This window comes from Stenotrophomonas sp. Br8, assembly GCF_014763005.1.
In the GTDB taxonomy this organism is placed as follows: Bacteria; Pseudomonadota; Gammaproteobacteria; order Xanthomonadales; family Xanthomonadaceae; genus Stenotrophomonas; species Stenotrophomonas lactitubi.
Genome location: NZ_JACGTN010000004.1, coordinates 319,242 through 334,334, shown reverse-complemented (window position 1 = coordinate 334,334; position 15,093 = coordinate 319,242). Strand labels below are relative to the sequence as shown.

17 protein-coding genes and 2 tRNA genes are annotated in these 15,093 nt (G+C 65.3%); 5 read left to right on the top strand and 14 right to left on the bottom strand.

What is annotated here, in order from left to right; translation table 11 throughout:
* Window position 1: 1 nt before the first annotated feature.
* From bfr to H3005_RS05400, 3 genes are all read right to left on the bottom strand, one after another.
* Window positions 2-472, bottom strand: coding sequence for a bacterioferritin (bfr, locus tag H3005_RS05410; RefSeq protein ID WP_025874625.1), 471 nt, complete (start codon window positions 470-472; stop codon window positions 2-4).
* Window positions 473-612: 140 nt separating this feature from the next.
* Entirely contained in the window at window positions 613-822 is a 210-nt protein-coding gene (locus H3005_RS05405) for a bacterioferritin-associated ferredoxin (protein ID WP_089237360.1), read from the bottom strand.
* Window positions 823-930: 108 nt separating this feature from the next.
* Complete coding sequence (locus H3005_RS05400) at window positions 931-1,551, bottom strand: RNA pyrophosphohydrolase (RefSeq protein ID WP_100553818.1); 621 nt, start codon at window positions 1,549-1,551, stop codon at window positions 931-933.
* Window positions 1,552-1,672: 121 nt separating this feature from the next.
* Here H3005_RS05400 and H3005_RS05395 point away from each other — a divergent pair.
* Both H3005_RS05395 and H3005_RS05390 read left to right on the top strand, forming a co-directional pair.
* A tRNA-Met gene (locus H3005_RS05395) sits at window positions 1,673-1,749 on the top strand.
* A 58-nt stretch (window positions 1,750-1,807) separates the two neighbouring features.
* A tRNA-Gln gene (locus H3005_RS05390) sits at window positions 1,808-1,881 on the top strand.
* A 227-nt stretch (window positions 1,882-2,108) separates the two neighbouring features.
* Here the strand turns inward: H3005_RS05390 and rpsI are convergent.
* Both rpsI and rplM read right to left on the bottom strand, forming a co-directional pair.
* Window positions 2,109-2,501: a 30S ribosomal protein S9 gene (gene rpsI, locus H3005_RS05385; RefSeq protein ID WP_005411311.1), complete on the bottom strand. Its 393-nt coding sequence runs from the start codon at window positions 2,499-2,501 to the stop codon at window positions 2,109-2,111.
* Between the two features lie 2 nt (window positions 2,502-2,503).
* Window positions 2,504-2,932 (bottom strand): 50S ribosomal protein L13, encoded by a 429-nt coding sequence (gene rplM, locus H3005_RS05380; RefSeq protein WP_025874623.1) that lies wholly within the window; start codon window positions 2,930-2,932, stop codon window positions 2,504-2,506.
* Between the two features lie 196 nt (window positions 2,933-3,128).
* Between rplM and coq7 the strand changes: the two genes are divergently transcribed.
* Window positions 3,129-3,773, top strand: a complete 645-nt coding sequence (gene coq7, locus H3005_RS05375) for a 2-polyprenyl-3-methyl-6-methoxy-1,4-benzoquinone monooxygenase (protein ID WP_100462173.1) — start codon at window positions 3,129-3,131, stop codon at window positions 3,771-3,773.
* Between the two features lie 72 nt (window positions 3,774-3,845).
* On the opposite strand, the gene sugE is transcribed toward coq7, so the two are convergent.
* Window positions 3,846-4,166, bottom strand: coding sequence for a quaternary ammonium compound efflux SMR transporter SugE (gene sugE, locus H3005_RS05370; RefSeq protein ID WP_025874621.1), 321 nt, complete (start codon window positions 4,164-4,166; stop codon window positions 3,846-3,848).
* A gap of 166 nt (window positions 4,167-4,332) precedes the next feature.
* Complete coding sequence (speD, locus tag H3005_RS05365) at window positions 4,333-5,127, bottom strand: adenosylmethionine decarboxylase (RefSeq protein WP_025874620.1); 795 nt, start codon at window positions 5,125-5,127, stop codon at window positions 4,333-4,335.
* Window positions 5,128-5,277: 150 nt separating this feature from the next.
* On the opposite strand from speD, the gene crp reads away from it, so the two are divergent.
* Complete coding sequence (crp, locus tag H3005_RS05360) at window positions 5,278-5,967, top strand: cAMP-activated global transcriptional regulator CRP (RefSeq protein ID WP_089238148.1); 690 nt, start codon at window positions 5,278-5,280, stop codon at window positions 5,965-5,967.
* Window positions 5,968-6,106: 139 nt separating this feature from the next.
* Window positions 6,107-6,868 (top strand): sulfite exporter TauE/SafE family protein, encoded by a 762-nt coding sequence (locus H3005_RS05355; RefSeq protein ID WP_100553819.1) that lies wholly within the window; start codon window positions 6,107-6,109, stop codon window positions 6,866-6,868.
* 188 nt (window positions 6,869-7,056) lie between these two features.
* Here H3005_RS05355 and H3005_RS05350 read toward each other — a convergent pair whose 3' ends face one another.
* From H3005_RS05350 to H3005_RS05320, 7 genes are all read right to left on the bottom strand, one after another.
* A complete protein-coding gene (locus H3005_RS05350) occupies window positions 7,057-7,773 on the bottom strand; it encodes a haloacid dehalogenase-like hydrolase (RefSeq protein ID WP_100553820.1) in 717 nt (238 codons plus the stop codon).
* A complete protein-coding gene (gene trpC, locus H3005_RS05345; RefSeq protein WP_033832398.1) occupies window positions 7,770-8,564 on the bottom strand; it encodes an indole-3-glycerol phosphate synthase TrpC in 795 nt (264 codons plus the stop codon). The genes H3005_RS05350 and trpC overlap by 4 nt, the downstream gene beginning before the upstream one ends.
* A gap of 74 nt (window positions 8,565-8,638) precedes the next feature.
* Entirely contained in the window at window positions 8,639-9,670 is a 1,032-nt protein-coding gene (gene trpD / locus H3005_RS05340; RefSeq protein WP_089237368.1) for an anthranilate phosphoribosyltransferase, read from the bottom strand.
* A gap of 16 nt (window positions 9,671-9,686) precedes the next feature.
* Complete coding sequence (locus tag H3005_RS05335) at window positions 9,687-10,274, bottom strand: aminodeoxychorismate/anthranilate synthase component II (protein WP_100553822.1); 588 nt, start codon at window positions 10,272-10,274, stop codon at window positions 9,687-9,689.
* Between the two features lie 2 nt (window positions 10,275-10,276).
* Window positions 10,277-11,053, bottom strand: coding sequence for an SIMPL domain-containing protein (locus H3005_RS05330; RefSeq protein ID WP_191077717.1), 777 nt, complete (start codon window positions 11,051-11,053; stop codon window positions 10,277-10,279).
* A gap of 67 nt (window positions 11,054-11,120) precedes the next feature.
* Window positions 11,121-12,596 (bottom strand): anthranilate synthase component I, encoded by a 1,476-nt coding sequence (gene trpE, locus H3005_RS05325; RefSeq protein WP_191077716.1) that lies wholly within the window; start codon window positions 12,594-12,596, stop codon window positions 11,121-11,123.
* 177 nt (window positions 12,597-12,773) lie between these two features.
* Complete coding sequence (locus H3005_RS05320; protein WP_331273738.1) at window positions 12,774-14,897, bottom strand: XVIPCD domain-containing protein; 2,124 nt, start codon at window positions 14,895-14,897, stop codon at window positions 12,774-12,776.
* Window positions 14,898-15,093 lie beyond the last annotated feature (196 nt).

Here is a 15,093-nt window from a genome sequence, read left to right as displayed (position 1 = left end):
ATCACTCTTCGAGCTTGCTCAGCAGGTACTTGGGCTCACCGATGCGCTCGATCAGCTCCAGCTGGGTTTCCAGCCAGTCGATGTGCTCTTCCTCGGAGTCGAGGATCTTCACGAACAGCTGGCGGCTGACGTAGTCGCCAACCGAATCGGCGTAGGCCACGGCCTCGCGCAGGGTGACCACGCCATCGCGTTCCAGCGACAGATCGCACTGCAGGATCTCGGTAGGGTTCTCACCGATGCGCAGCTTGCCCAGCGCCTGGAAGTTCGGCAGGCCTTCGAGGAACAGGATGCGATCGGCGAGCATGTCGGCATGCTTCATTTCCTCGATCGATTCCTTGTACTCGTGTTCGGCCAGCTCCTTGATACCCCAGTTCTTCAGCATCTTGGCGTGCAGGAAGTACTGGTTGATCGCGGTCAGCTCGTTGTAGAGGACCTTGTTGAGGAATTCGATGACCTTGGTGTCGCCCTTCATGGGGATGCTCCTGCACGCTGAAATCGCGGGCACTGTAACGCCTTGCGCGCGCACGTGAAGGAACGCGAATCGTGCGCATTGGCCAGTGCGGCCCGCAATGAAGATCAGGAGAACGCAGCGTCAACGCGCTGCGAGACGACTCAGGCGACCTGCGCCAGGCCCAGTACCGGCAACGGCAGATCGTGGGTGGCACGTGCCTTGGCCAGCAGATCACCGGCCATGTCCAGGCAGGAACCGCAGGTAGCGCCGCATCCGGTACGCATGGTCAGCTCGGCCACCGACGTGACGCCATGGCTGGCGGCTTCGCGGATCTGATGGTCGGTAACACCGTTGCAGATGCAGACGTACACGGGCGGGAACCAGGGCAACAGGCCAGTAGCGGCCTGGTCGCTATTCCAATGGAAACGAGAATGGTTGTCAATCAGAGACCTGAACCATTCTCGATACCGTTCAGCCCGTCAGGTGACCGGCCCCTCGCCCTGCGCCTTCTTCGGCCAGTACCCGTGGCTGCGGGGCCGCTTTCGCGGCCGGTCATGGCCAGCGGCATGGCCTGGCATCCAGGCCTCGGCAGCGCTCTTGGGCATGGCACTGATGCCCTGCCCCGCCACCCCCTGGGCCAACGGCGCCAGATGTCGCAGGGCGCGCGCATAGACACCGCGCTTGAACACCACCACATGCTCCACCGGGTACCAGAAGTCGACCCAGCGCCAATGATCGAACTCGGGCGAGTCGGTATGGTCCAGGCTGACGTGGGCCTCGTCACCGGTCAGGCGCAGCAGGAACCAGACCTGCTTCTGGCCGATGCAGACCTGGCGTTCATTGCGGCGGATGGCACGCGCCGGCAGCTTGTAGCGCAGCCAGCCCGGTGTCGCCCCGAGCACTTCAACGTGCTCCGGCAACAGCCCGGTCTCTTCCTGCAGTTCACGATACATGGCCTCGACAGGCGTCTCGTCGGTGTTCATGCCACCCTGCGGGAACTGCCAGCCATCCCGGCGCACACGTCGTGCCCAGAACACCTGCCCGTCCTGCCGCATCAGCACGATGCCGACGTTCGGTCGATAGCCGTCCGGATCGATCACGATGCGGACTCCTAAGAAAATCTACTGGTTGGGACTATCCCATGCCGTCTGTCGGGCCACAAGCTCGATACAAAGGTGTTGACAGTCCTTGTACACATCAGCAGAATAGCGGGCTCACCAAGGCTATGTAGCTCAGCCGGTTAGAGCACAGCACTCATAATGCTGGGGTCGGTGGTTCGAGTCCACCCATAGCCACCACACTGAAAATCAAGTTGTTTTTCAGCGTGAAGAGTGAGAAAATAGTTACACGTTACATTGCCCCTTAGCCAAGCGGTAAGGCACCTGACTCTGACTCAGGCATCGGTGGTTCGAATCCATCAGGGGCAGCCAAATTAAACGCAAAAGGCCAGATCGAAAGATCTGGCCTTTTGCGTTTAATCTGGTCACGCATTCCACGCCCCACCTTCGCCCGCCGCGCGCACCTGGAACAGGGAGTGCCAGCCGCTGGCCGGCAACCTCGAAATGCACACCCCCAGAACGACAAAAGCCCGGCCGAAGCCGGGCTTTTGCTTTTCCAACCAGCGGGCTCCCGAAGGAGCCCAGCCAGGCGCGGTAAATCAGCGCTTGGAGAACTGGGTGGCGCGGCGGGCCTTGTGCAGACCGACCTTCTTACGTTCGACTTCGCGGGCATCGCGGGTCATGAAGCCGGCCTTGCGCAGCTCGGACTTCAGGGTTTCGTCGTACTCGACCAGAGCACGGGCGATGCCCAGACGGATCGCACCGGCCTGGCCGGTGGTGCCGCCGCCAGCGGCGGTGACCAGGATGTCGAAGCTCTCGGTGTTCTTGGTCAGCTCGAGCGGCTGGCGCACGATCATGCGAGCGGTCTCACGGCCGAAGAACTCGTCCAGCGGACGGCCATTGACGGTGATGTTGCCCGAACCCTTGCGCAGGAACACGCGAGCGGTGGAGGACTTGCGGCGGCCAGTGCCGTAGTTTTGAGTGATAGCCATGATTAGATATCCAGAACCTGCGGCTGCTGTGCGGCGTGCGGATGCTCAGTGCCGGCGTAGACCTTGAGCTTGCGGTACATCTGGCGACCCAGCGTGCCCTTCGGCAGCATGCCCTTGACGGCGGTCTCGATCACGCGCTCCGGGTGGCGCTCAAGCGCCTGGGCGAGGGATTCGGTCTTCAGGTTGCCGATGTAACCGGTGAAACGGTGATACATCTTGTCCTGCAGCTTCTTGCCGGTGACGACAATCTTTTCTGCATTGATGACGACCAGGTAGTCGCCGGTATCAACGTGCGGGGTGTAGACCGGCTTGTGCTTGCCACGCAGACGGCGGGCCAGCTCGGTGCAGAGACGGCCCAGGGTCTTGCCCTCGGCGTCGACGAGGTACCAGTCGCGCTGGACGGTCTCGTTCTTGGCAGTGAAAGTGCTCATGAAGAACTCTTGGTTAGGTCGGGCTCATTGCGGCGAAGGACTCGCCGGAACTCTGCCACGCGTTGTGAAAGGTGGAGCGTAAGGGGCGGCATTGTACGCAGCTTGGCTGGCGGGTGCAACCCGGCTTGCGCCCCGGGTTGGCAGGGAACCGGGGCCAGGCGAGAATCGGGCCTCCCCCGCTCCACGCCGTGCCGCCATGACCGTGCTTCGCCAGACCACCCCGCTGGACCATCTGCTGACCGAGGCGCAGCGCGCCCTGGACACGGTGTTCGGCAACCCGCCGGCCAGCCGCCCCTATCCGGCCACGGACACCGGCGAGCCGGGCATGGACAGCGCGCAGCGTCGCCACGCGGCCGGGCTGATGCGGATCAACCATGTCGGTGAGGTCTGCGCCCAGGGCCTGTACTTCGGCCAGGCCGCGGTGGCGCGCGATCCGGCGACCCGCGAGCATCTGCTGGAAGCGGCCCAGGAAGAGACCGATCACCTGGCGTGGTGCGCCACCCGCCTGGGCGAGCTGGACAGCCGCCCGAGCCTGTTCAATCCGCTCTGGTACGCCGGCAGCTACACCATCGGCACCCTGGCCGGGCTGCGCGGCGATGGCTGGAACCTGGGTTTCGTGGTCGAGACCGAGCGCCAGGTGGAAGCCCATCTGGACGAACACCTGGTCGACCTGCCGGCCGGCGACCTGCGCAGCCGCGCGGTCATCCGGGTGATGAAGGAAGACGAGGCCCGGCATGCCGAGCACGCCGAGCAAGCCGGCGCACGCCGCCTGCCGTTCCCGATTCCCGGCGCGATGGCGCTGGCCTCCAAGGTGATGAAGACCATTGCCTACCGCATTTGAGGGGGAGCCCCCACCAACGGTGGGGGCCTACCAAACCACACGGTGGGGCCCGACCGTTGGTCGGGCCACCTTTCAGTTGGGCGACACCAGCTTCAGGCCGATCACACCGGCCACGATCAGGCCCACGCAGGCCAGGCGTGCCGGCGAGGCGCTGTCGTTGAACAGATAGATGCCCAGCACCGTCACGCCCATGGCGCCGATGCCGGTCCAGATCGCATAAGCCGTGCCCACTGGAATGTTCTTCATCGCCTGGCTCATCAGGTACAGGCTGATCAGGGCCGACACCACCGTCAGGGCGGTCGGCACGGGTTTGCTGAAACCTTCGGAGTACTTCATTCCAAGGGCGAATCCGATCTCGAACAGACCGGCCAGCAGCAGATAGATCCAGGGCATGGGTGGGGGCTCCTTACCTTTTTTGAGAAAAACGAAACGGCCCGGTGTTTTCACACCGGGCCGTAGGTCGGTACATCGCCGTGGAACTGAAGATTGCGCCAAGCGCAGGCTCCACGGGGCGGGGCGTCCCGCCTGGGTGGCGATGCCTGACGGCATCGCGCATGGGTCACTCAGCCAGGTTGCGGCCGTGGAACAGCTCTTCGATCTCACGACGCAGCAGCGCTTCGATCTTCATGCGTTCCTTGAACGAGATGTTCTTGGCCTTCTCCTCGAACAGGTACTGGTCCAGGTCGAAGTCCTTCAGGTGCATCTTCGTGTGGAAGATGTTTTCCTGGTAGACGTTGACGTCGAACATCTCGTAACGCGACTTGATGTTCTTGGCCAGGAAGTTCTGGATCGAGTTGATCTTGTGATCGATGTAGTGCTTCTTGCCCTTCACATCACGCGTGAAGCCACGGACACGGTAGTCCATGATCACGATGTCCGATTCCAGGCTCTCGATCAGGTAGTTCAGTGCCTTCAACGGCGAAATGACGCCGCAGGTAGCCACGTCGATATCGGCGCGGAAGGTGGCAATGCCTTCCTGCGGGTGCGTTTCCGGATAGGTGTGCACGGTGATGTGCGACTTGTCCATGTGCGCGACCACGGCATCGGAAATCAACTCCTTGCCGGCCTGCTTCTTGTCGATCACCGGCTCTTCGGAGATCAGGATCGTCACCGAGGCACCCTGCGGATCGTAATCCTGGCGCGCCACGTTGAGGATGTTGGCGCCGATGATCTCAGCGACATCGGTCAAGATTTGAGTAAGCCTGTCGGCGTTGTACTCTTCATCGATGTATTCAATGTAACGCTGACGCTCCTCTTCGGTGCGCGCGTAACACACGTCATAGATGTTGAAGCTCAGCGCCTTGGTGAGGTTGTTGAAACCCTGCAACCTCAGGCGAGGCAACGGCTTGACCACGGCGGTCGATTCCTGTGTAAGAAGGGAAAGGGTGAATTATGCGGCATAAGTGTCTCCAGGGGGAACGTGAAGACGCTCAGCTTCTGGCACACTGTTTGCCCTTAACAATTGCGCTGGTTAAGCTCCGCTATCGACCCCGTGAATCCGTTCATGCGCAGAGGGAGCGCCCCTATCGTGTCAACCGTGCGCCTAGCTAGCAGCCCATTGGCCTTGGACATCGCAACAATCGACCGCTTTCTGGCCCACAGCCACAGGCGGCGCTATCCCACCCGTACCGACGTCTTCCGACCCGGTGACCCGGCTGGCACTCTGTATTACGTCATCAGCGGCTCGGTTTCGATCATGGCCGAGGAGGAGGAGGACCGTGAGCTGGTACTGGGCTATTTCGGCGCCGGCGAGTTCGTCGGCGAGATGGGCCTGTTCGTGGAGTCGGACCGCCGCGAGGTGATCCTGCGCACCCGGACTGCCTGTGAGCTGGCCGAAATCAGCTACGAGCGCCTGCATCAACTGTTCCTCGGCCCGCTGTCGGCCGATGCCCCGCGCCTGCTGTACGCGCTGGGCCAGCAGATCTCCAAGCGCCTGCTGGACACCAGCCGCAAGGCCAGCCGTCTGGCCTTCCTGGATGTCACCGACCGTATCGTGCGCACCCTGCACGATCTGGCGCAGGAGCCGGAGTCGATGACTCACCCGCAGGGCAGCCAGCTGCGCGTCTCACGCCAGGAACTGGCCCGTCTGGTCGGCTGCTCGCGCGAAATGGCCGGCCGGGTGTTGAAGAAGCTGCAGACCGATGGCCTGCTGCACGCCCGCGGCAAGACCGTGGTGCTGTACGGCACCCGTTGATCGACAGATGTCCGCCGGGCATGGCCCGGCGCTACCCCAAGGTCTCCACCACGGTAGCGCCGGGTCATGCCCGGTGGATTGTCGTAGGTGCGACACGCCATCGCATGTCGCGCACACCCGCATCCGCTAGGCTCGATCCATGGAGCTGAGCAGCGAATTCTGGTGGTTCATCCTCATCGGCCTCGGCGCACAGCTGGTTGATGGCGCGCTGGGCATGGCATTCGGGCTGGTTTCTTCATCAGTGCTGCTCAGCATGGGGCTGCCTCCCGCACAGGTCAGCGCCAGCGTGCATACCGCTGAAGTGTTCACCACCGGGGCCTCCGGTGTGTCGCATCTGGTAGCCGGCAATGTCGACAAACGCCTGTTCTTCCGCCTCGCCCTGCCCGGCGCACTGGGCGGTGCACTCGGCGCGTACGTGCTGACACAGGTCCCTGGCGACCTGATCCGCCCGCTGATCTACCTGTACCTGCTGGTGCTGGCCATCATCATCCTGGCCCGCGCGGCCGGCCGCTGGATGCCCAAGGGCGAGATCCGCCGGGTGCCGGTGCTGGGTTTCTTCGCCGGCCTGCTCGATGCCAGCGGCGGCGGCGGCTGGGGCCCGGTGGCCACCTCCACCCTGCTCGCCCGCGGCGGTCAGGCCAGGACCACGATCGGCACCGTCAACGCGGCCGAGTTCGTGGTCACCTTGACCATTTCGGCCACGTTCCTGCTGTCGATGGGCGTGCAGCACCTGCAGATCGTCGCCGGCCTGCTGATCGGCGGCATGATGGCCGCGCCGGTGGCGGCGGTGCTGGTGAAGCGGGTGAAGGAACGCTGGGTACTGGTCGCAGTGGGCGTGCTGGTGCTGGGCATCAGCCTGTTCCAGGTGGGCCATGCGCTGTTCGGGTATCTGTACCGCTGACCGCTCGCCGGGCATGGCCCGGCGCTACCCGCGTGGGATCCGGTGGTGCCGGCCGCTGGCCGGCAACTTCATGGCCTGCGGAAACCCGTGCACGGTTGCCGGCCAGCGGCCGGCACTACCGGGTCCTTGCCCGGCAGATCCGTCATCGTGCGATGGGGTCAGAGCCCCTGCGGGGATCTGACCCCGGACTATGCCTTGTCGCCGCCCCGGTCCACACAGCCCCAGTTGAGGATGCGGGTGCCGGCCGGCAGCACGCGGCGGAAGAATTCCACCTTGGCAGGCTTTGGGTTGACCACCACCGGCGCTTTCGCCGCAAGCAGCAGCGGCAGGTCGGCGGTGCTGTCGGAGTAGGCGATATCGATGTCGCCGTAGCCGCGCTCGCGCAGCATGCGCATCTTCTCTTCGTTGTGGCAGTGACGGGTCGGCCCTACCCCGCCCAGCCGCGGCCCCACTTCGGTGCCGATCACCGGCACGTCCTGGTGGGCGACGAAGGCCAGGATCGCGCGGGCCAGCTCCGGCGGTGCGCCGGTGGCCACCACCACGCGATCGCCCTTGGCACGGTGCGCGGCGAATACGTCCAGCGCCTGTGGCAACAGCTTGGCGCGCATCTGCGCTTCATTGCGCAGCACGTAGGCATCGATCACCTTGTTGAACTCGCGCGCGCGGTGCAGGCCGAAGCTGCCGATCCAGACGTAGACCGAAATGCCGGCACGGCGGGTCGGCAGCATCGCCACCATCGGTCCGGCAATCGGGGTGACCAGCAGCGCCGCCAGCATCCGCAGCGGGTTGCGCTTGATCAGCGAGGCGAACAGGTGGGTACCCGAATCGCCGTCATACAGGGTGTGGTCGAAGTCGAAGACCACCAGCGGCGCATCCTCGCGCGGCGTTGGATAGTACGTTTTCATGCTGCGAAGAATAGCTGACGCAGACCCTCGCCCGGCTCTTCCACGCGCATGAAGGCCTCGCCGACCAGGAACGAGTGGATGCCGGCATCGCGCATCAGCGCCACATCCTGCGGGCCGAGAATGCCACTCTCGGTGACCAGCAGGCGGTCGCGCGGCACGGCCAGGCGCATGTCCAGGGTGGTCTGCAGCGACACCTCGAAGGTGCGCAGGTTGCGGTTGTTGATGCCGATCATCGGCGCCGGCACCTGCAGTGCACGCTCCAGCTCGTCGATGTCGTGCACTTCCACCAGCACGTCCATGCCCAGCGACATCGCCAGTTCGGACAGCGTGGCCAGCTGCGTATCGTCCAGCGCGGCGACGATCAGCAGGATGCAGTCGGCGCCGAGCACGCGCGCCTCGACCACCTGGTAGGCGTCGATCACGAAGTCCTTGCGCAGCACCGGCAGCGTGCAGGCTTCGCGCGCCTGCTGCAGGTAGGCATCGGCACCCTGGAAGAAATCGACATCGGTCAGCACCGACAGGCAGCTGGCGCCACCGAACTCGTAGCTGACCGCGATGTCGGCCGGGCGGAAGTCGGGGCGGATGACGCCCTTGGACGGGCTGGCCTTCTTCACTTCGGCAATCACCGCTGGATCGCCATTGGCGACGGCGGCCTGCAACGCGCGCACGAAGCCGCGCACCGGTGGCGCATCGGCCAGCGCCGCCTGCAGCTCCTCAAGCGGTCGCTGGGCGCGGCGCTGGGCTACTTCTTCGGCCTTGCGGGCCAGGATCGTCTGCAGGATATCGCTCATCGTCGTCGGGTCGGTGCTGGGGCGGTGAGGACGACCATTATCGGCCATCGGGTGGGTCAGGCTGAACCGCGCGCTCAGGCAACCAGCGCGCGGGTGGTATCGACATACTGCTGCAGGCGGGCACGGGCGCTGCCATCGGCGATGACCGCGCGGGCGCGGGCCAGGCCGTCGCCGATATCGCTGGCCACGCCGGCCACGTACAACGCCGCGCCCGCATTCAGGGCGACGATGTCCAGCGCCGGGCCCGGCTCGTTGTCGAGCACCGCGCGCAGCATGGCGATGGACTGCTCAGGGCCATCCACGCGCAGGTTGCGGCTGGCCGACATGGCGATGCCGAAGTCTTCCGGATGGATCTCGTACTCCCGCACCTTGCCGTCGCGCAGCTCACCCACCAGGGTGCCGGCGCCCAGCGAGATCTCGTCCATGTTGTCGCGGCCCCACACCACCATCGCGCGCTCGGCGCCCAGTTCGCGCAGCACGCGCGCCTGGATGCCCACCAGATCGGGATGGAACACGCCCATCAGCACCGACGGCGCATTGGCCGGGTTGGTCAGCGGACCAAGGATGTTGAAGATGGTGCGCACCCCCATCTCGCGACGCACCGGCGCCACCACCTTCATCGACGGGTGGTGGATCGGCGCGAACATGAAGCCGATGCCGGTCTGTTCGATGGCCGCGGCCACCTGCGCAGGCTGCAGCTCGATCGCCGCGCCCAGTGCTTCGACCGCATCGGCACTGCCGGATTTGGACGACACGCTGCGGTTGCCATGCTTGGCCACGCGCGCGCCGGCGGCAGCGGCAACGAACATCGCGCAGGTGGAGATGTTGAAGGTATGCGAGCCATCGCCACCGGTGCCGACGATGTCGACCAGGTGGGTGGTATCGGCGACCGGCACGGCCAGCGCGAATTCGCGCATCACCGTTGCTGCGGCGGCGATCTCGTCGATGGTTTCCTTCTTCACGCGCAGGCCGGTGAGGATGGCGGCGGTCATCATCGGCGAGACGTCGCCGCGCATGATCTGCCGCATCAGGTCGACCATTTCGTCGAAGAAGATCTCGCGATGCTCGATGGTGCGTTGCAGGGCTTCCTGGGGGGAGAAGCTCATCGGAATACTCCTTGGATCAGGCAGCCGGGCGCTGCAGGAAATTGCGCAGCAGCGCGTGACCATGCTCGGTGAGGATCGATTCGGGGTGGAACTGCACGCCTTCGACCGGGAACTGGCGGTGGCGCAGGCCCATGATCTCTTCGATCGAGCCATCCTCGTTCTCGGTCCACGCGGTCACTTCCAGCGCGTCGGGCAGGCTGGTCTTGTCCACCACCAGCGAGTGGTAGCGGGTGGCCTGGTAACCGTCCGGCAGGCCAGCGAATACGCCCTTGCCTTCGTGCCGGATCGGCGAGGTCTTGCCGTGCATGATGTTGCCAGCACGGATGACCGTACCGCCGTAGACCTGGCCGATACCCTGGTGGCCCAGGCACACGCCGAGGATCGGCGTGGTCGGCCCCAGGCGCTGGATCAGCTCCAGCGACACACCCGCTTCGTTGGGTGTGCACGGGCCGGGCGAGATGACGATGCGCTCGGGTTTCTGCGCGGCGATCTCGTCCACGCTCATCGCATCGTTGCGCACCACCTTCACCTCGGCACCCAGCGTCTGCAGGTACTGCACGAGGTTGTAGGTGAAGCTGTCGTAGTTGTCGATCATCCACAACATGGTCAGGTTCCGTCGCTTATCAGGAAAATGGCGTACACGTTTTCGGTGTAGGTGATGGGGCCGGCTTCGATCGATTCGCGCGCGCGCGAGCCGGTTGTCTCGATGCTGGTCTGTGCCGGAGCCGGCGGGCTGGGCGGCGTGACCATGTCACCGCTGCGGGGCCAGTTGCCTGCCTGCACGCCGTAGGCGAAGTTCGGGGCCACGTCGGAGATGCTGTAGAGGCCGGTGATGCGAGCGCCATAGGCCGTGGCAAGGTGCTTGGCGGAGGCGCGTGTCTGCGTTGCCGCTTCGGCCTTGAGTTCGCCACGCAGTGCGGCTTCCTTCGAGTAGCCAGGCCGCATGCTGCTGATCTGCAGGTCATCGCTGGCATCGACCACGCGCAGGAAGGCCTGCAGGTCACCGGTGGTGCCGAAGCTGCCTTTCAGGCGCCGGCTCACCCGCGTCCCCAGGTATTCCTGCTTGCCCTGCACGCTGTAGCGGTAGTCCGGCTGGATGGTCAGGTTGTCTGCCACCACGCTTGCCGGCAGTGCATGGTTGCGCTTGAACGCACCCAGCACCGCATCGACATTGCCCTGCACGCGCGAGCGCGCAGTATCCGGCTGAAGATCGGTGGACTTGACCAGCAGTTCGACGGTGAACCGGTCCGGCATCACCGTTCGCGCGCCCTCGCCCTTCACCAGCAGGTGCGGCTGCGAGGGAATGGTGTTGGCCTGTGCCCACGCAGAGGGGGCCATCGTGGCCAGCAGCGACGACCACAGCAGAACGCTCAGCAGCTTCATGCGGTACTCCTTGTCTTGAATGGAAACAGCGAAGGGTGCTGCGGCGCAGGCCACAGCACAGGGAAACTCACAGGCCCTTGGCGGCCTGGGCGACGGCGCGGAACAGCGCGCGGCCCTTGTTCATCGTCTCGTCCCATTCCTTGTCCGGGTCGGAGTCGTAGACGATGCCGGCGCCGGCCTGCACGTACAGGCGGCCATCCTTGATCACCGCGGTGCGGATCGCGATCGCGGTATCGGCATCGCCGTGCCAGCCGATGTAGCCGATGCTGCCGGCGTAGACATTGCGTTTGATCGGTTCCAGCTCGCGGATCACTTCCAGCGCGCGGATCTTCGGCGCGCCGCTGACCGTACCGGCCGGGAAGGTGGCGCGCAGCACGTCGGCATAGCTCAGGCCCGGCTGCAGCTGCCCGGTCACTTCGCTGACGATGTGCATGACGTGGCTGTAGCGTTCGATCACGAACTGCTCGCCCACTTCGACGGTGCCCGCCTTGGACACGCGGCCGGCGTCATTGCGGCCCAGGTCGATCAGCATCAGGTGCTCGGCGCGTTCCTTCGGATCGGCCAGCAGCTCGACCTCCAGCGCCTGGTCCAGCTCCGGCGTGGCGCCGCGCGGGCGGGTGCCGGCGATCGGGCGCACGGTCACTTCACCGTCCTGCAGGCGCACCAGGATTTCCGGCGAGGAGCCGACCACCTGCAGGTCGCCGACATCGAGGAAATACATGTACGGCGACGGATTCAGTGCACGCAGCGCGCGGTAGACATCCACCGGGCGCGCCTTGAACGGCACGCTCAGGCGCTGGCTGAGCACCACCTGGAAGATGTCGCCAGCACGGATGTACTCCTTGCTGCGCTGGACCGCGTCGACGAAGCCTTCGCGGGTGAAACCGGAAACGAAATCGGACTCGTCCAGCACGTCGCTGGTCAGCGGCGCCGGATAGCCGGCCCCCGGCGCGCGCAGCTTGGCGGTCAGTGCATCCAGGCGGGCCTGGGCCTGCTCGAAGGCGCCTTCGACACGCGGGTCGGCATGCACGATCAGGTACAGCCGGCCCTTCAGGTTGTCGAACACTGCCAGCTCATCGGAGTGCAGCAGCAGGATGTCCGGCGTACCCAGTTCGTCACGGCCAGCCGGCGAGGCCAGACGCGGCTCGATGTAGCCGATGCATTCGAAGCCGAACCAGCCGACCAGGCCACCGGTGAAGCCCGGCAGGCCTTCCAGCTTGGGCACCGAGTGGGCGCTGCGCAGCGCCTCGACCTCGGCGAACGGGTCGGCCACCTCACGGGTTTCCACCACATCGCCGTGCTCGCGTACGGTCAGGGTGTGGCCGTGGAAGGCGTACACGCGGCGTGCCGGCAGGCCGATGATCGAGTAACGACCAAAGCGCTCGCCGCCTTCGACGGATTCAAACAGGTAGGTATTGGGGCCGTCGGCGAGCTTCAGATAGACCGAAAGCGGCGTGTCCAGGTCGGACAGCACTTCGCGGACAACGGGAATATGGGTGTGGCCTTCAGCGGCCTGCTGCTGAAACTGAGCGTGCGAGATCAAGACGACTTTCCTTCCGGGACACAGCGTTATGGGGACGGACGACGGCAACAGGCCACCATCGCCACCAACGGCGTGCGGAAGAAAGGGTATGCGGGGTCGTCAGGCTGGACACCCAATGACTGTATCGCAGCTTTGGCCGCAGGGAAACCCTTTGGCGACGGGCGGTTTGTCTTCGCCCTAGCCCATCCGCCGCGCCTGTTCCTGGGTCTCCTGCACCTGCTGCTGGGCCAGCGACACCCCCTGCGCCTGCTCGCGACTGGCATTGATCGCGTCGATCTGGGTGGTGCTCGCGCTCAGCGGCTGGGCCATGCCCGCCGCCACATCAACGTGGGCATGGCGGCGGTGCGCGGCGTTCAGGTCGGGCGTATCCACCGCGAAGGCGCGGCTGTGATCGTCGCTGAGCACCACGTGGGAAATGGACTCCAGCCCCTCGCGCTTGGCCTGCACGGCCAGTGCACCGGCGAGCTGGTCGCTCTGCAGGTTCGGCACACGGTTGTGGGCGGCATCCAGGGCGTGCACGCCGGTCTGTGCGCCATTGAACAACCGGTAATCGGCGTGGCCAGGGTCGTTGATGCCGGGCCCGCGCGCAGCGGGCTCTGCTGCCACGCCGGCGCGGCGGCCATCTTCCGGATGCTGTATGCGCTGGTGCTGCTCGACCAGCTTGCGGGCGGCGGCTTCCTGCTTGCTCAGTTCCGAATCCAGGCTGGGGATGACGGTCGGATCCATGCCATGGCGGGCGGTGGCCTCGCTGAAGGCCGGCATCATGCCGCGGATGACACGTTCGGACCTGTCGAGGTTGTGCAGCTTCATTGCGTCCAACGGCAGGTTGCCGGTCGGCAGGTGGGTGGCGGCGGCAGCCCCGATGCCCACCGCGGCACCACCCAGCGTGGACAGGGTGATCGGCGCCTTGGCGGTGATGCCCTTCACTTGCGACGCCACCAGGTCATAGCCACGATCGACATGGGCGCCGGCGGTGGCGAATCCCTTCTGCAGCTTGCCGGCCACCCATTGGCCGTCGTGGCTGATGGCAGCGGCCACGCGTTCACCCGCTGCGCGTGTGCCTGCGGCGTCGGCGACGGCCTGTTTCGTCGCGTGCTGCGCATGCTGCTCGCCGTGGTCACGGACAGCTTCGGCCTGCTTGGCAAGTCGGCCGGCAACGTTGTCCGCGCCCACCCGGTCAGCCACCCACGACAGTGCGGACAGGCCATGGGAGCGGGTCTGCGATTCGACGCGGTGCAGGGTGGCTTCGATGCTGCCGGTCAGTTCACGCCCCGAAGCAATCACCGTACTGGTCGCCCGGGTGCTCACCTGCAGGCTGGTGGACCCCATGTTCACCACCTGGCCGATGACCATGCCTTCGGTCTTCAGTACGCGCTCGACACCATCGCCCACCTTGTCCAGCGCATGGGCAGTGACGGCGCCGGCCCGTTCGACCTGCTCGCCGGCCAGGCGACCGCCGCGCATGCCGTACGCCGTGGCGTGCAGCACGGAGGACAGCGGGCCCGCCAGCTCCGCCACCTGGCTGGGCGGCGCCACATGCGGGCGATCGACGAGTGCCCCGTGCGCGTCGCGGGTCTTGGGCTCAAGCAACAATTCGAGGCGCCCTGCCGCGAGCGGAATATCACGCAGCGCCTGCTGGCCCGGCTGGCTCGCCAGTTGTTCGATGAACTGTGCAGCGGAGGTCTGCGCGCCCGGAGGCAGCATCTCGCGCAGCTTTTCGCCGACGACCTTCTGCATGGCCGGATCCTTCAGCACCATGCCCAGTTCGTTGGCAAGCACACCGTAGCCACGACGCTGATGCTCGCTCAGGCGGTGCATGCCGTTCTGCACATCGTTCAGCACCTCACCGGTGGTCTGGTAGGTGTGCACGGACTGCTGCGTGTCGAAGGTCGGCAGGCCGTTGTCCTTGGCATAACGCGCCGGGGTTGCCGGATGCAGGCCGGCGGCGTTGAACGTGGTGGCACGTGCGCCGGTGACTGCGGACGCGGCGGAAGCCATGCCTCCACCGAGGGAGTGACCGGCGATTTCGAAGCCGCCCGGGCGTTCCTGATTGACGATCGAGGCAAGACGCATGGCGCGATCGTAGTAATCGCTGCGCATGCCGATGCCCTGCTGGCCGTTGTTGAGGAAATCCTCGCCGCCGGATTCTCGTTTTCCATTGGGCGCCAGCGGGTCAAGAATCTCACCCGTGGACCCTTTGTAGACCACGACAGGTTTCGCATCCTCACCGAAGACGCGCTTGTCGGGGATGTAGATTTCGGCGCGGAATCCCGATTCAGGCGGCTGTAACAAGTCGCGCACGGTTGCGTCCGACAGTTCGAAGCCCGCCGCACGCAACGCGGCAGGATCAGTGCTTGCGCGAGTCCAGCCCGCCGGCGGCTCGCCAGCATGCTTCGCTGACTGATACACATCGGAGGCGAGTCCAGACATCTCACGTGCGTGGTATGTCTCCTGCAAGCGCTCTGCATCTTCGGTGTGGCCGCTTGCGCGCAACTGC

Coding starts and splice junctions, on each gene's coding strand:
- bfr (WP_025874625.1), bottom strand. CDS start 472: ATGAAGGGCGACACCAAGGTCATCGAATTCCTCAACAAGGTCCTCTAC.
- rpsI (WP_005411311.1), bottom strand. CDS start 2,501: ATGGCTATCACTCAAAACTACGGCACTGGCCGCCGCAAGTCCTCCACC.
- rplM (WP_025874623.1), bottom strand. CDS start 2,932: ATGAGCACTTTCACTGCCAAGAACGAGACCGTCCAGCGCGACTGGTAC.
- coq7 (WP_100462173.1), top strand. CDS start 3,129: ATGACCGTGCTTCGCCAGACCACCCCGCTGGACCATCTGCTGACCGAG.
- sugE (WP_025874621.1), bottom strand. CDS start 4,166: ATGCCCTGGATCTATCTGCTGCTGGCCGGTCTGTTCGAGATCGGATTC.
- crp (WP_089238148.1), top strand. CDS start 5,278: ATGCGCAGAGGGAGCGCCCCTATCGTGTCAACCGTGCGCCTAGCTAGC.
- H3005_RS05355 (WP_100553819.1), top strand. CDS start 6,107: ATGGAGCTGAGCAGCGAATTCTGGTGGTTCATCCTCATCGGCCTCGGC.
- H3005_RS05350 (WP_100553820.1), bottom strand. CDS start 7,773: ATGAAAACGTACTATCCAACGCCGCGCGAGGATGCGCCGCTGGTGGTC.
- trpC (WP_033832398.1), bottom strand. CDS start 8,564: ATGAGCGATATCCTGCAGACGATCCTGGCCCGCAAGGCCGAAGAAGTA.
- trpD (WP_089237368.1), bottom strand. CDS start 9,670: ATGAGCTTCTCCCCCCAGGAAGCCCTGCAACGCACCATCGAGCATCGC.
- H3005_RS05335 (WP_100553822.1), bottom strand. CDS start 10,274: ATGTTGTGGATGATCGACAACTACGACAGCTTCACCTACAACCTCGTG.
- H3005_RS05330 (WP_191077717.1), bottom strand. CDS start 11,053: ATGAAGCTGCTGAGCGTTCTGCTGTGGTCGTCGCTGCTGGCCACGATG.